The 14,896-nt window shown below is 66.8% G+C and carries 13 protein-coding genes and 1 tRNA gene; 7 read left to right on the top strand and 7 right to left on the bottom strand.

Annotated features, from left to right (window positions below; all coding sequences use genetic code 11):
* Position 1: 1 nt before the first annotated feature.
* Together JIM95_RS05235 and JIM95_RS05240 are read right to left on the bottom strand one after the other, a co-directional pair.
* Positions 2-421 (bottom strand): cation:proton antiporter subunit C, encoded by a 420-nt coding sequence (locus JIM95_RS05235; RefSeq protein WP_200257961.1) that lies wholly within the window; start codon positions 419-421, stop codon positions 2-4.
* Positions 418-3,345, bottom strand: a complete 2,928-nt coding sequence (locus JIM95_RS05240) for a DUF4040 family protein (protein WP_200257960.1) — start codon at positions 3,343-3,345, stop codon at positions 418-420. Before JIM95_RS05240 ends, JIM95_RS05235 begins: the two co-directional genes overlap by 4 nt.
* A gap of 241 nt (positions 3,346-3,586) precedes the next feature.
* Between JIM95_RS05240 and JIM95_RS05245 the strand changes: the two genes are divergently transcribed.
* A complete protein-coding gene (locus tag JIM95_RS05245; RefSeq protein WP_200257959.1) occupies positions 3,587-5,197 on the top strand; it encodes a YhgE/Pip domain-containing protein in 1,611 nt (536 codons plus the stop codon).
* A gap of 72 nt (positions 5,198-5,269) precedes the next feature.
* Here JIM95_RS05245 and JIM95_RS05250 read toward each other — a convergent pair.
* Together JIM95_RS05250 and JIM95_RS05255 are read right to left on the bottom strand one after the other, a co-directional pair.
* A tRNA-Pro gene (locus JIM95_RS05250) sits at positions 5,270-5,346 on the bottom strand.
* Between the two features lie 85 nt (positions 5,347-5,431).
* Entirely contained in the window at positions 5,432-6,346 is a 915-nt protein-coding gene (locus JIM95_RS05255) for a metallophosphoesterase (protein WP_200257957.1), read from the bottom strand.
* 35 nt (positions 6,347-6,381) lie between these two features.
* On the opposite strand from JIM95_RS05255, the gene JIM95_RS05260 reads away from it, so the two are divergent.
* Complete coding sequence (locus JIM95_RS05260; RefSeq protein WP_200257955.1) at positions 6,382-6,852, top strand: GatB/YqeY domain-containing protein; 471 nt, start codon at positions 6,382-6,384, stop codon at positions 6,850-6,852.
* Positions 6,853-6,864: 12 nt separating this feature from the next.
* On the opposite strand, the gene JIM95_RS05265 is transcribed toward JIM95_RS05260, so the two are convergent.
* Positions 6,865-9,261: a transglycosylase domain-containing protein gene (locus JIM95_RS05265; protein ID WP_200257953.1), complete on the bottom strand. Its 2,397-nt coding sequence runs from the start codon at positions 9,259-9,261 to the stop codon at positions 6,865-6,867.
* A 136-nt stretch (positions 9,262-9,397) separates the two neighbouring features.
* Here JIM95_RS05265 and JIM95_RS05270 point away from each other — a divergent pair, with 136 nt between their 5' ends.
* From JIM95_RS05270 to JIM95_RS05285, 4 genes are all read left to right on the top strand, one after another.
* A complete protein-coding gene (locus JIM95_RS05270) occupies positions 9,398-9,757 on the top strand; it encodes a WhiB family transcriptional regulator (RefSeq protein WP_200257950.1) in 360 nt (119 codons plus the stop codon).
* A 391-nt stretch (positions 9,758-10,148) separates the two neighbouring features.
* A complete protein-coding gene (locus JIM95_RS05275; protein WP_200257949.1) occupies positions 10,149-10,310 on the top strand; it encodes a Sp36 family protein in 162 nt (53 codons plus the stop codon).
* 1 nt (position 10,311) lies between these two features.
* Complete coding sequence (locus JIM95_RS05280) at positions 10,312-10,770, top strand: RidA family protein (protein WP_200257948.1); 459 nt, start codon at positions 10,312-10,314, stop codon at positions 10,768-10,770.
* Positions 10,771-10,809: 39 nt separating this feature from the next.
* Complete coding sequence (locus JIM95_RS05285; protein ID WP_200257945.1) at positions 10,810-11,625, top strand: MBL fold metallo-hydrolase; 816 nt, start codon at positions 10,810-10,812, stop codon at positions 11,623-11,625.
* Between the two features lie 133 nt (positions 11,626-11,758).
* Here the strand turns inward: JIM95_RS05285 and JIM95_RS05290 are convergent, their stop codons facing one another.
* Entirely contained in the window at positions 11,759-13,081 is a 1,323-nt protein-coding gene (locus JIM95_RS05290; RefSeq protein ID WP_200257944.1) for a leucine-rich repeat domain-containing protein, read from the bottom strand.
* A gap of 55 nt (positions 13,082-13,136) precedes the next feature.
* On the opposite strand from JIM95_RS05290, the gene JIM95_RS05295 reads away from it, so the two are divergent.
* A complete protein-coding gene (locus JIM95_RS05295) occupies positions 13,137-13,337 on the top strand; it encodes a hypothetical protein (RefSeq protein ID WP_248113145.1) in 201 nt (66 codons plus the stop codon).
* A 636-nt stretch (positions 13,338-13,973) separates the two neighbouring features.
* Here the strand turns inward: JIM95_RS05295 and glxR are convergent.
* Positions 13,974-14,657: a CRP-like cAMP-activated global transcriptional regulator GlxR gene (gene glxR / locus JIM95_RS05300; RefSeq protein ID WP_198735063.1), complete on the bottom strand. Its 684-nt coding sequence runs from the start codon at positions 14,655-14,657 to the stop codon at positions 13,974-13,976.
* Positions 14,658-14,896 lie beyond the last annotated feature (239 nt).

Consider the following 14,896-nt stretch of genomic DNA (forward strand, 5'->3'; position numbering starts at 1 on the left):
TCTACTTCTCCTCCTTGGCCAGCCGGTCGGCGACCCGGGCCGCACGATGGGAACCGGGGCGGACCGGGGCAGCTGTCCGGCCACGGGTCTCCAGCGGGGACTCCTCGTCGGGGTCCTCCGCGGAGCGGGTGTCATCGGACCGGCCCAGTGCGGCGAGCGCCAGCATGAAGGCGGTGGTCGCCATGGTGATGACGATGGCGGTCAGGACGAACGCCTGCGGCAGGGGGTCGGCCGCCTCATCGAGAGGGGTGCGCCCACCGAACGGTTCGCCGCGCCAGGCGCCGATGCCGGTCGCGAGGATGATCAGGTTCGCGGCATGGCTCACCAGACCCATGCCGAACACGATGCGCACCATGCCCCGCTGCATGATCAGGTAGACACCGCCGCCGAGCAGGAACGCGATGGTCAGTGCGATGATCACTGCTTCTCTCCCTTCTGCTCCCCGGTGGCCTCACCGGTGTTCCCCGCGCTGACCGGCGTCGTCTCTGGTTGGCGTGGATCGTCGAGTTTCGGGTCAGGTTGCACATCGGGAATGTCCGGCAGCGGGTGCTCACCGCCCCGGTGGAACGGCAGGAGTCTCCTGTCGGCACCGGGCCGCAGGTACCCGCCGAGTGCGTTGATCGCGAGGGTGAGCATGCCGAGGACCGCGAGGAACACGCCGACGTCGAAGATCATCGAGGTGCTGACATGCTCCGGGCCGATGTGGCCGTGCAGCGGGTAGAGGAAGGACCCCTCGAAGAAACCGAGGAATCCGGACCCGACCGCGGTCAGCACGCCGGTACCGGTGAGCAGGAACGGGGTGTTCGGGCGGACGACGGGCTTGTCGGTGCCGTACGCGAGGTAGACGACCATGATCGCCCCACCCGCGACCAGGGCGGCGATGAAGCCGCCGCCGGGGGAGTTGTGTCCGCGCATGAAGATGAGGAAGGACAGGATCCCGAGCACCGGCAGGAGGTACCTCCGCAGCTGCTCCAGGGGGAGTGCGTTGCGGATCGATTCCGGGAGGAACAGCGGGCGGGTGCCACGCTGGAACGGGTGCCTCGGAACGGAACCGACGACCGCGGCGATGACGACACCGGCCATACCCAGGACAGAGAGCTCACCCAGGGTATCGAAGGCGCGGAACTCGACGAGGATCGTGTTGACCACGTTGTCCCCACCGGTGATCTCCGGGCCGTTGCTGAGGTAGTACAGGGCGATGTCCGGGCGCTCGTGCCGGCCCAGCAGGCCCATGACGGCGGCGAATGCCGCGGTACCGGTCGCGATACCGAGGATCGCGGAGGAGGTGCGTCGGCGTCCGGAGGTCTTGTGGAACTCCTCCGGCTGCTGCCGGATCACCATCATGATGATGACGACGACGAGGGTCTCCACGAGGAACTGCGTCAGTGCCACGTCCGGGGCGCCGAGCGCCAGGATCTGCAGGGTGACGCCCACGCCCGTGGTGCCGAGCAGGACCGCGCCCGCCAGTCGGGTGCGTGCCCGGGTGAGACCGAAGACCGACACCACGACGATGAGCAGCGGGATGAGGTCGATCGGATCGTCGATGCCCTCGACCCGGGCCCCGGGGGTGACTCCGTCGATGCCGGGCATGAACAGCACGATCGCCGCGAAACCGATCAGCACCAGCAGCGGGTACAGCAGGTGGCGGGCAGGGGAGTAGGAGTCCGCCATCCGGCCGGCGGTACGGCCCCATCGCCCGCACAGCTCGACGAAACGGCGCAGCGCGATGTTGCCCGTGAACGGTAGCAGGGCACGCCCGTCGAAGGACGGGAGGATCCGCCTGCGCGCGAGTATGCCGAGCACACCGACGACCAGCACCAGGACGGAGATCCCGAGCGGAACGGTCAGGCCGTGCCAGAGCCCGAGGTGCAGGTGCGGGGCGGTGGTGACCGATCCCACGACGGCGTCGAGCGGTTCGTCGAGGGTTGCGGCGACGAACGCCAGCGGCAGCGAGGCCAGGCCGGGCAGTGCGGCGGGCAGCCACAGCTGGACCGGGGCCTCGTGGATCTCCGACATGTCGCGCGGGCCGTCGACGAAGGCGCCGAACACCAGTCGGGCCGAGTAGGTGAACGTGAAGACCGCGCCCACGCCGGCGGCCCCGAGCAGCAGCCACACACCGGCGGTGTCCAGGGGTGCCTCGGTGAACGCCTCCAGCATGCTCTCCTTGGAGATGAAGCCCATCAGTGGTGGGACGGCCGCCATGGACAGGGAACCGACGAGCACGCCGGTGAAGGTGAACGGCATCCGGTTCCACAGCGGACCGAGGCGGCGTACGTCGCGGGAACCCGCCTCGTGGTCCACGACCCCGATGAGCATGAACAGTGAGGACTTGAACAGGGCGTGGGTCAGTGTGTGGAGGACGGCGGCGGCCAGCGCGAAGGGCGTGCCGATGCCGATGGTCGCGACGATCCAGCCCAGGTGGGACACCGTCGAGTACGCCGTCAGGCGCTTCAGGTCGGTCTTCTGGATCGCGAACAGGGACGCCATCACCGCGGTGAACATGCCGACGGTGATGAGCAGGAGGTTCCACACATGGTTGTCGTGCATCACGGTGGAGAAGCGCAGCAGCAGGTAGATGCCGGCCTTGACCACGGCGGCGGCGTGGAGGAACGCGGACACCGGTGTCGCGGCGGCCATCGCCTCCGGGAGCCAGAAGTGGAAGGGGAACTGCGCGGACTTCGTGAATGCGGAGATGGCGATCAGCACACCCACCGCCGTTCCCAACCGTGGATCTCCGGTCCAGAAGTCGGAGGCGAGGATGTCGGTGAGGTCGGTGGTGCCGGCCTGGGTCGCGGCGATGGTCAGAGCCGCGAGGAGCGTCAGACCACCGGTGAACGTCAGGACCAGGGTGCGGACCGACCCCGCCTCACCAGCTGAGCCGGCCCGCGCGATGAGCAGGAACGACCCGATGGACACGAGTTCCCACGCGATGAACATCAGCACGATGTCGTCGGAGAGGACCAGCAGCAGGACCGCGAGCATGAACGCGGACATGATGACGTAGAAACTGCCGTTGGACTGCTTGTTGTGCAGGTAGGACGCCGAATAGATGAAGACGATCGCGCCGATGACGAGGGCGAGCAGTGCGAAGAACACGCTCAACGGGTCGCCCCGGAGAGCGAAGCCGGCGTCCTGCCCGGGGGCGATGAAGTCCCGTGCCCAGACGTGCCGGTAGGTGATCACCTCCCCGTCCATCAGTCTGGGGATGTGTCGCGCCAGGAGGCCTGCGGCGATCAGGAAGATCACCGCCAGGGGCCAGCCGGCACGACGGTCGAACAGACGGACCGTGAAGGGGGCGAGCCCGAGGGCGAGCGCCGCCAACGCGAGGACGATGAACAGCGTCACTTGGGCATCACACCTGCGTTCCTTGATGAGTGTCGAGGGGAGATTCGTATCATGCTGGGGTCAGACATACCCTTGTAGACGATACCAGCCGGTCACGACCACCCGACGCGGCTGGTGGACCGCCGCAGGCGGACGCGGTCCGAATCTTCCGGTCCTCAGAGCCCCCTGATTCGCCCACCTCCCGGTGGTTCATTCGGTGTGGCTCATCACCTTCCCCGGCATCGACGCTAGATTTCACGGTATGAGCCGAACCGGAGTAACCGTCACCCGCGTCCTGCTGGCCCTGCTGCTGTTCCTGCCGGTGATGGTGGGTGCGGTCTGCACGGTCGTCAGTGGGACGGATCTCATGTCCACGTCGGTGGGAAATGAGGGGGACGACACCGCCGCGCCCGGTGAGGCGCGCCGGGAGGTCCGGGGTGGTGGTGATCTCGTTGCGGCACGGCGCGCCGCGGGCGAGGCCGAAACCCAGGCGGGGTTTCTCGTCGCCGGTACCGGCGAACTCAGTGATGGTGCCGGGGAGCTCGCCGACGGGAGCCGGAGGCTCTCCGAGGGAGCCACGGACGCGGTCAACGGTTCGCAGCAGCTCACCGATGGGCTGATCCAACTCCAGGCCGGTACCGGCCAGCTGGGGGACGGCGCCACCCGGGTCGCCGACGGAGTCTCTCGGGCGGTGGAACAGATCGAGGCTCTGCCGGGAGCCCGGGACGAGCTGCTCAGGATCCTCGATGACGTCGACGCCACCCTCGCGAAATCAGACCACCCGGAGGCGCCGAAGCTACGGATGGAACTGGTCAATCTCCGTGTCGAGGTGGTCAACTTCCGCATCGCCCCCGAGATGCTCGGCCAACTCAATGAGCTACGGGACGGTTCCCGTGAGGTCGCGAACCAGCTCTCCACACCGGGGCAACCCTTCCACGACGGCGTCTACAGCGCCGCCGCCGGTTCCCGCTCCCTGACCAGCGGTCTCCGCGAACTGAATGAGGGCACACAGGCGCTGCAGAGCGGAGTCGACGAGATCCGTGACGGTGCCGAACGCGTCCGCTCGATGGCGGAGGCCAACGAGAAGAAGATCGACGCTATCCAGGCGGGCCTGCCGGCAAGGGGAGCCGCCGGTGCTGCTCCGGGAGTCGTGGAACAGGCATCCGCGCAGCTGGACACCGGCGTCGGGGTCGGACCGATGGGCGCCCTGTTCGCGGCGCTTCTCGTCTGGCTCGCGGGGACCTCCCTGTGGCTGCTCAGCCGACCCTCCGCTGAACCGGGGGGCGCCCGCTCGCGGACGTTCGGCGCACCGGGTCTCGCGGTCGCCGGAATCGCGGCTGTCGGTGCGGTGTTCGTGGCCACCGTCGCCAGGCCCGCGGGCTCCGTCGCGCTCACCGGGGCGATCCTCGTGGTTGCGTTGACCGCCGTCGCCGCCGCAGTGTCCGGACGTGCGGTGATCGGTCTCCTCGGCGGGACCGCCGGACGAATCGCTCTGGTTCTGGGGCTGATCGCCCAGGTCGGTGTGCTCGGCCACGTTTTCTCCGGTGTTTCCGTGGGGGAGGAACCGACGGCCTTCTGGCGGTTCCTCACGGCGGTGATGCCCGCGGCGTACCCGGCCGGGGCACTGGCCGGGTTCGGCACCGGTGGAAGCGGCCCGGTCCTGTGGACGGCCGTCGCCGTACTCGGTTCCCTGGTCGTGCTGGGGGTCCTCGTCGGGCGCTTCGCCCCGACCGTGGACTGTCCCCCCGGACCGGTTCCGGGGGATCCGGTCGGGGACCGGGACGGCAGTGCATCAATGGTCGCCGGGCACCGGCCCTCGGATGACCCCACCGCGACGATCCCCGCGGTGACCGACGTTCCCCCGGAACGGTAGTCCGGGTGGAAAAGTCCGGGGACGAAGAAAACCCGGTGCGGCGGACTCAATTGGGTCCACCGCACCGGGTGATGGTCGGGATAACAGGATTTGAACCTGCGACCTCCTCGTCCCGAACGAGGCACGCTACCAAGCTGCGCCATATCCCGGTGTGCAGGCATCGCCTGCTACCCGGAATACTCTAGCCTACGGGACTGTACCGGGCAAAACCGCAGCTGGAACGGTGTTTGATAGTCATCGGGAGGGTAGTTCCGTGATCCGCAGGAGTGTCGCCGCGGGCGGGCAGAACAGGCGTACCGGCGCGTAGCGGGAGGTGCCGAGTCCCTCCGAGACGTGGACGTGCATCGGCCCGGTGCGGCTGAGTCCGCTGGCCCTGCGTGCGTTGATGCCGCAGTTGGTGACCAGCGCACGCCCACCGGGCAGGCAGATCTGCCCGCCGTGTGTGTGTCCGCACAGGGCCAGCTGATAACCGTCGTCGGCGAACCGCTGCAGGATCCGGGGCTCCGGGGCGTGTGAGAGCGCGATCGCGAGATCGCAGTCCCTGTGCGGTGGGCCGGCGATGGTGGCGTAGTCGTCCAGGTCATGGTGCGGATCGTCGACCCCCGCCGCGGCGACCCGTACGTGGCCCGCCTTGAACTCGCGCCGGGCGTGTGTGGCGTCGTGCCAGCCGCGCTCGACGAAAGCGGCACGCAGGTCGCGCCACGGTAGTTCTACGTCGCTGACCGGCCGTTTCCGCCCGACGAGGTAACCGAGGGGATTGACCGGACGGGGTGCCCAGTAGTCGTTGCTGCCGAAGACGAAGAGCCCCGGGCGGCTCAACAGTGGGCCGAGGGCCCGGAGGACGTCGGGAACGGTTTTCGCGTCCCCGAGATTGTCCCCGGTGTTGACCACGAGATCCGGGTCGGTGTCGATGAGGGAGGAAACCCACTCGCATTTCGCGTCCTGCCCGGGCAGCATGTGCAGATCGCTGAGATGCAGGATCCGGAAGTCGGTGCTCTCGCCGCGCAGTGTTCCCGACGGAAGCAGCGGGATGGTGACCTCGTGGAGCCGGAAGTTCTCGAGCTCCCGGTTCCCCCACGCCGTGAGAGCGGCGCCCCCGGCGAGGGCGGTACCGGTGGCGGTCAGGGTGGCCCGGCGGATCAGATTCATGTTCAATCGCACCTGTCCAGCGTATCGTGGACGGCATGAGTACGTTGACTGATGCCGTCCGTGCGGATCTGACCGCAGCCATGAAGGCCCGCGACGAGGACACCAAGCGCACGTTGCGCAGTCTTCTCGCCGCCATCCAGACCGAGGCCGTCAGCGGCGCCAAGCACGAGGTGGGGGACGGGGATGTCCTCCGGCTGATCGCCCGCGAGATAAAGAAACGCCGCGAGTCGGCGGAGATCTACCGGGAGGCGGGACGAGGGGAGCTCGCCGCCGCCGAGGAGACCGAGGCGGACATTCTGGCGCGCTACCAGCCTGCCCAGCTCGATGACGCCGATCTGGCCGCCGTCCTCGACGGGGCGGTGGCCGAGGTCTCGGCGGAAACCGGGGCTCCGGTGACGATGAAGCAGATGGGTCAGGTCATGAAAGCCGCCCAGGCCGCTGCCGCGGGCCGCGCCGACGGCAAGCGGATCTCCACCGCGGTCAGGGAGCGACTGCAGCGCGGCTGACCGTCGCGGGGATCAGAAACCGTTCTCGCGCAGAATGTCGTTGAGCGCGTTCTGCAGGTCCTCGACGGTGTCCACCGGGTCCGGGGCCTGCCGCCGCGCCCGATCCGAGGTCGTCCTCTGATCCGGAACCGACGGCACGGGGGCCGGGCTGGAACCGTCGGACAGCTGGAGGATGACCTCCTCGCCCTTCAACAGTGGCTGTTTCGCGGGGACCACGCTCACCGCACGTCCGAGCGGAATCCCGTTCCCTGACACGTACTGGCTGCGCACCGTGTAGCCCGCTTCCTTGATCTTGTTGCGGGCGTCATCCTCGCTCATGCCCGACACCTGCGGCAGGTTCGCGACTGCGGTGCCCTGCTTGAAGCGGTCGTCGAACGGTCCGAGCTTGCCGCCGGTGGCGGCCGGAATCCTGTTGGCCGCACCGAACCAGGTGCGCGCCGCCTCCATGCCGCCGTAGAGGTTTCCCTCGGGGCACTGCCGGAGCGGGCTGGTGCACAGGGGGGACACCGTGGTGCCGTCGTTGTAGATGTACGGGGCCGCGGCGAACCCGCTGTTGAAGCCCATGAACGCGGCGGACTGGTGGGACTCCGTCGTTCCCGTCTTCGCGGCCGTGGGGGCGGACCAGCCCGCGGCCCGCGCCGCGTCCGCCGCCGTGCCGGACACGACGTCCTGAGACAGGCCGTTCTCGAGGGCGTAGGCGACACCCTCGTCCAGGACCCGCTCGCAGTCAGGCTGGTCCAGGGGCACGGGGTGGCCGTGGCGGTCGGTGACCCGCACGATCGGGTTCGGCTCGCACCAGACGCCACCGGAGGCGACCGTCGCCGCGACATTCGTGAGTTCCAGGGGGTTGACCGCCGTCGGGCCGAGCGTGAAGGAACCGAGATTGTGGTCCTTCATGTAATCCGCGATCGAGGACTCCCCGTCGAAGCTCCCCGGCTCGGCGTAGTCCCGGAGCCCGAGCTTCACCGCCATGTCGACGGTCGGTTTCACCCCGATGGTCTCGATGAGCTTGACGAAAGTCGTGTTGGGTGAGTGTGCGAGTGCATCCTTGAGCGTCATCTTCGGCCTGTAGACGCCGGCGTTCTCGACACAGTACGTGTTCGGGGGGCAGTCCCTCGCCCCGCCGGTGCCGAGGTTCTTCGCCTCGTACCGGGTTGGCACGTCGAGCATGGTGTCCACGCCCATGCCCTTCTCGAGGGCCGCGGCAGCGGTGAAGATCTTGAAGACGGAGCCGGCGCCGCTGCCGACTCGCGTCGAGGTCTGGGGCAGAACCGTCTCGCCCGCCTCGAGATTCAGGCCGTAGTTGCGTGAGGACACCATCGCTCTGATGGGGCGATCCTCCCTGCCCGGCTCGATGACGTCCATGACCCCGGCGACACCCGGAGCCATGGGATCGACCTGCGCCGTGACCGAATCGTGTGCGATGTCCTGGATGACCGGATCCAGGGTCGTCTCCACCGTGTACGCGCCGGTCTCGAGGCGGTCGAAACTGACGCCCTTGTCGTCCAGGTAGCGCAGGACGTGGTCGCAGAAGAAGCCACGGTTGCCCGCGGCGATGCAGCCGCGGTGCAGCTCATCGGGTGCCGGGAGAACGCCGAGAGGCTGCTGCTTGACGGCCGCGGCCTCCTCCGGGGTGATCGACCCGGTGGCGACCATCGTGTCCAGCACGGTGTTCCGGCGCAGTGTGACCCCTGCCTCATTGGTGTATGGGTTGAGCACGGAGGAGGACTGGACGATCCCGGCGAGCATCGCGGCCTGTGCCACATTCAGCTCGATCGCTGGAATTCCGAAGTAGGTCCGGGCGGCGGCCTCGATGCCGTAGGCCCCGTTCCCGAACGGCACGATGTTCAGGTAGCGGGTGAGGATCTCGTCCTTGGTCAGCAACTGCTCCAGATCCGACGCCATCCGCATCTCACGGAGCTTGCGGGCGTAGCTGGTCTCGGTGGCCGCGGCCTGTTCCGCCTCGTCCTCCGCGTCGACCAGGAGGAGATAGTTCTTCACGTACTGCTGGTCGAGGGTGGACGCACCCTGCTGCACCGAGCCGGAGAAGATGTTCGTCGCCATGGCGCGGATCGTGCCCTGCCAGTCGACGCCGTCGTGCTCGTAGAAGCGCCGGTCCTCCACGCTGACGATTGCCTGCTTCATGGCGGGGGCGATCTGGTCGCCGGTGACCTCGAACCTGCGCTGCTTGTACAACCAGGCCATTGGGTTGCCGTGGGCGTCCAGGATCGTGGTCACCCCGGGCGCCTCACCGTCGGTGAGGTCGGCGAGGTTGGATTCCATCGCTTCCTGCGTCCGTGCGACGGCGAGCCCGGAGATTCCGGCCACCGGGGCGACGACAGCCGCGCCGAGGACTCCGACGGCGACGATGGCGCCGGCGGTCTTGGACAGGGATTTTACGAGAGACACCCCTTTACCTTACGTAACAAATCCACGCCCCGGAAACAGTCGGCTCCACCCACAGGTGTGACGCATTCGACATATGGTGCATGGTGTGAATACACTTACATGGGTCAATGAAGGCATGCAGTAGGAGAGATCAGCGATGACCGCATCACTTATCCAGGATCCACGTACGAACCCCTACTTTGCCCGCAACTCACGCAGCACCTCCACCGTCGGAACCCCTCCGGGCCGCGGTGAGTGGGTTACCCGGGCCAAGTGCCGCGAAGGTGACCCGGACGCGCTCTTCGTCCGCGGTGCCGCCCAGCGCAAGGCCGCGGCCATCTGCCGCCGTTGCCCGGTGCTCACCGAATGCCGCGCCGACGCCCTGGACAACCGGGTCGAATTCGGCGTGTGGGGTGGTCTCACCGAACGGCAGCGCCGGGCGCTGCTGCGCAAGAACCCCCACATCAGCAACTGGGCCGAGTACCTCGCCTCCGGCGGTGAACTGGTCGGCATCTAGCCTCCGACGATCAACGGTTGGCGGTCCCGTCCCCGGGACGGGGAGGACCGAGGGGGAGCGCCCGTGACCGGGGCCCGGCCGGTAGCGACCGTGACGCGGTGCGGGATGCGTCGCGAGCCCGATCGAGCTCGCCGCCACGACACACAGATACCTCTCGCGGAGAGCGGAACCACCCCTCACGTACCGTCGCTGATCAACGTGGTCGAAGGACCGTCGGGAACCGGCGCCCGCCCGGTTTCCACGGGGAACGGCACCGTACCGGCTCAGCGTGGTGCAGACCCGTCCGTTGCCCCGCTCCGGCTCGGACACGCTCCGCCGATCGACGAGCGCACGCTCCGTTCCCGGGCACTCGTTGCTGCCGGGTCGCCCGGACTCGCATAAAGTGTGAGGCATGACTAACGCCACCTGGGAATACGCCACCGTGCCACTGCTCACACACGCCACCAAGCAGATCCTCGACACCTGGGGTGAGGACGGATGGGAACTGGTCACCGTCGTTCCGGGTCCGAACCCCGAGAACGTCGTCGCCTACATGAAGCGCCCGAAGGACTGACATGGGAAACTCGCAACGTCTCCGCGAACTCGGGATCACACTGCCCGCCGTCGCCGCCCCCGCAGGGTCCTACCAGCCGGCCATCCGGGTCGGTGATCAGGTGTGGACCTCCGGCCAGCTGCCGCTCGTCGACGGGGCACTCGCCGCGACCGGCAAGGTCGGCGCGGACGTCAGCGTCGACACCGCCGCGCAACTGGCCCGCACCTGTGCGCTCAACGCACTCGCCGCGGTCGACTCCCTCGTCGGCATCGACAACGTCTCCCGTGTCCTCAAGGTCACCGGATTCGTCGCATCCGCCGAAGGTTTCAACGCCCAGGCCGCGGTCCTAAACGGAGCCTCCGACACCCTCGGCGAGATCTTCGGGGAGGCCGGACGGCACGCCCGATCCGCAGTCGGCGTGTACGAACTTCCCCTCGGCTCACCCGTCGAGGTGGAGATTGTGGTGGAAATCAAGGAGTAACACCGTGCGCGGACGCTGCTGGCGGTTAAGCTAGTGGGCATGGAGCACCCCGCCTACAGCCAGCTGCGTCCGGTAACGCCGTCAGCTGCAGTTGTCCTCAGCCCGAATCCGTCCTACGCCTCCCTGGAGGGAACCAACTCCTGGGTGATCCGGGCGGAAGGCGATCCACGGAGCATCGTCATCGATCCGGGGCCGGAAGATGAGGGCCATCTCAACGTCCTCAACAGCAAGGCCAGTGAGGTCGCACTCATCCTGATCACCCACCGTCACCACGACCACGCCGACTCCACCGGGCGGTTCCGCCAGCTCACCAGCGCACCCGTCCGGGCCTTTGACAAGACCTACTGCCGCGACGGCGAACCGCTGGAGGACCGGGAGATCATCTCCCTCGAGGGCGTGACCCCGCAGATCGAGGTCCGCCACACCCCGGGACACACCTCGGATTCCGCCTGCTTCTTCATCTGGAGTGGCGTCCCCCATGAATCCACCCTGGAGGGCATTGTCACAGGTGACACGATCGCCGGACGGCACACCACCATGATCTCGGAGACCGACGGTGACCTCGGCCTCTACCTCGACACCCTCCACATGCTGGAGAAGGATGGCGCCGGCATCCACCTGCTGCCCGCCCATGGCCCTGACCTGCCCGACACCGCACAGATGGCACGTAAGTACATCGACCGCCGCGAGCAGCGCCTCGAGCAGGTGCGTGAGGTCCGTGCCCGCCTCGGCAAGGACATCCCCCTGAAGACCCTGGTCGACGAAATCTACACCGACGTCGATCCCGTCCTCCGGGGCGCGGCCGAGCAATCCACCCGCGTCACCCTCCGCTACCTGGAGAACAACGGCGAGTAGGAGCGGTCTCCACCGCGGTTGAACGAACGGAGAAGTCCCATCCCCGTGGTCGGGGGTGGGACTTCGTCGTGGAGACGACCGGGCGAGGGGTTCCTCCGGTCGGTTCATTCCCTGATCAAGTGGCTACAGCTCCTCAGGAGAAGGTGAATGCGACGTCGGAACCATCCTCGTTGGCCCGCTGGACGACGGGATCTTCCGGGGACACGTTCGTGCCCTCCAGATCGATGGTCGCGTGGGACGTGAGCACCGACTCCGGAACTGTCGCGATCGGGTTGGCGTTGAGGTGGACGTTCACCAGGGAGTCGTCGTTCTCCCTGCCCTGTCCGAGCCGGTGGTTGAGGAAAGCGGGTGTCCGGGTGAGATTGTTGTTCCCCAGGTTGATCGCCTCGAGGAGCCGGATCTGGCTGATGTCCTCGGGCAGTCCATCGTTCAGCTGGTTGTGGGAGAGGAGAAGGAAACGGAGCCCCACCGCCGCACCCAAACCGGACGGCAGGGTGGTCAGCTGGTTTTCACTCAGATCCAGGTAGTACAGCGACGGTAGTGCCGTGATGCTCGAGGGAAGGGCCGGGATTCGGTTGGCCGAGGCGACGAAACTCTCCAGCTTGTCCAGCCGACCGATGGAATCGGGGAGCGTCACGATCGCGTTGTGGGAGACGTCGACGAGTCTCAACGAGGACACATCCCCGAGGGTCGAGGGAAGTCCTGTGAGACCGGTGCGGACCACATTGAGGGTGTCCAGGGTCTGGACCTCGAACAACGAGGAAGGCAGTGACGAGAGCTCCGGCGACCAGGAAATGTCCACCCGTGTGAGGTTGGACAGGGTTGCGAGTCCCTCGGGAATGCGGGACAACCGGGGGTTCTTCTTCAACGTGATCGACTCGACCGATGTCACACCGCCGAGGCTTTCCGGCAGCTCTGTGGTGGCGGTTCCCGAGATAGTGATGGCGCGGAAGACCGGGCGCTGCCCGGGATTGTCCGGCAGCGTGGTGAAATGCCCGGCATTCTCGATCGTCAACTGTGTGGAGACGCTGGAGCCCGGATCCTTGCCGATCGGGGAGAACATCGCCGCAGGGAGGTCGACGAGCCCACCGTCCTCGATGATGATCGAGTGCAGAGCGGGGAAGGAGCCGGTGGGTTCCGGGAGGTGCTCCCCGTTGTAGCTCGTCAGATGCAGGCTCTCCAGATGGGGAAGGTTCGACCGATCGGGGAGATTCACGGGCCACGGCTCATAGACGTCGAGCGTTCTCAGGCTCGTCAGGTGCTCGAGGCCACGCAGGCTTTCGACGAGGTAATACTCTTCGCCCACGAATGACCAGGTGTTGACCGTGAGATCTCGGATCGGATGCACGTTGATGTCACGCAGGGTTACATCGACCAGTGGGTTCTCGGTGCGCCCCATCGCCTGGTTTATCGCAACCCGGAGACCGTCATCGGGAATGACGTTGCCGGTTTCCACCGGCGGTTGTGTCGTCGTGGTCGTCGGCTGAGGGCTCGTGGTGGTGCTAGGTGCGGTGGTACTGGTTGTCGGCTCGGGAGTTGTGGTGGTGCTGGTGGGTGGGCCGGTTGTCGTGCTCGTCGGTTCGGCGGTTGTGGTGGTGCCAGGCGCGGTGGAAGTGATCGGGGTGGTTGTAGTGGAGGCCGTGGTCGTTGACTTGGTGGTGCTGGGGGACTCTGTGGTGGTGGGTCGAGTGGTGGCCGGACTGGAGCCGTGACCACTGCTGCTGCCGGAGTTGAAGACGCGGGAGATAATCAAGGCGAGGACGGCTCCGAGAGCCGCGATGAGCTCTAAGACGCCGGTGAAAACCGCTGCTGGGATGGAGCATGGAGCAACGCGAAGCTCGGTGCACCCACGGGCGCTGCTACCGAACCGAGGGCGGACGGCTCGGCGCCTGTGTCGGTCGTATCGTGATCGGTGGCATGCACCTCACCGAAGGGGTGGGGATCCGCAGCGGCGTGGGGTGTGAATGAGGTGGTCAGGGCAGCGCACAGAATAGCTGCGAGGAGGGTTCTTCTGGACGTGTGGGGACGCAAGGCGGGCCATTCCTAAGGTCGTGGGGAGGAGTCCGCGAACGTGGTGCTGTACGGGTTGTCGCGCAGCCGGATGTGCTGACCTTTTGGACACTATCCAGGACCGATGGAAATAGATATGTTCCTAAATGAAACTTCTGTGAATAGTCGAGAACATGTCGGGAAAACTCTCTTCCGCGTGGAGATCGGGTACCGCCGCTCCAATCCGTTGCGCTGGTTGTACGGATGCCGGTGAGTGCGTGAGTGCCGGGCAGGGCGGAGCCGGGGCAGGAAAAACCCGCCCTCGGCTGGTGCTGGGGGCGGGTTCTGGGGTGTTGGTGTCAGCGTGCGCGTTTGGCGAGGTGTTCGGTGTCGCAGATCAGGACGCTCTTGCCCTCGAGACGGATCCAGCCGCGGTGGGCGAAGGTGGCGAGTGCCTTGTTCACGGTTTCGCGGGATGCGCCGACGAGCTGGGCGATCTCCTCTTGGGTGAGGTCGTGGTTGACCCGCAGGGCGCCGCCTTCCTGGGTCCCGAAGCGGTTCGCCAGCTGCAGCAGCGTCTTGGCCACGCGTCCGGGGACGTCGGTGAAGATGAGGTCGGCGAGCGAGGCGTTGGTCCGGCGGAGGCGGCGGGCGAGGACGCGGAGGAGTTGTTCGGAGATCTCCGGGTGGTCGTTGATCCACTTGTGGAGCATCTCGGAGTTCATCGTCGCGGCCTGGACCTCCGTGACGCACACCGCGGATGAGGTCCGCGGGCCGGGGTCGAAGATGGAGAGTTCGCCGAACATGTCCGACGGGCCCATGACGGTGAGGAGGTTCTCACGTCCGTCGGCGGCATGCCGGGCGAGCTTCACCTTGCCGGAGGTGATGATGTAGAGCCGGTCTCCGGGCTCACCCTCGTCGAAGATCGTCGTACCGCGCGGATAGCGCACGGTCTCGAGTTCCTGGATGAGGTTGTTGACGGCGACGGGATCGACGCCCTGAAAGATTCCTGCGCGGGACAGAATCTCCTGTACGGCTTCCACTCGTTTCTCCTAATCAGATGAAGCAGGTCCGCATGTAGGGGACAGGCTGGTCCGCAGATTCTCCAGCTCACTTACTCCGCCCCCGCAGGGGCATCCCGTGACGGAAAAACTTGTGCGGTCAATAAATAACGTTGTTCCCCAACACTCTACTATGTTATGTGTCACGAACGCATCCTCATTGTGACCGTTTTGGGGTTCGCGGGGTTCCCTCGGGGGTGGTCTCATCTGCGTTCGTGTGT

Source organism: Corynebacterium antarcticum, from assembly GCF_016595285.2.
GTDB classification, from domain to species: domain Bacteria; phylum Actinomycetota; class Actinomycetes; order Mycobacteriales; family Mycobacteriaceae; genus Corynebacterium; species Corynebacterium antarcticum.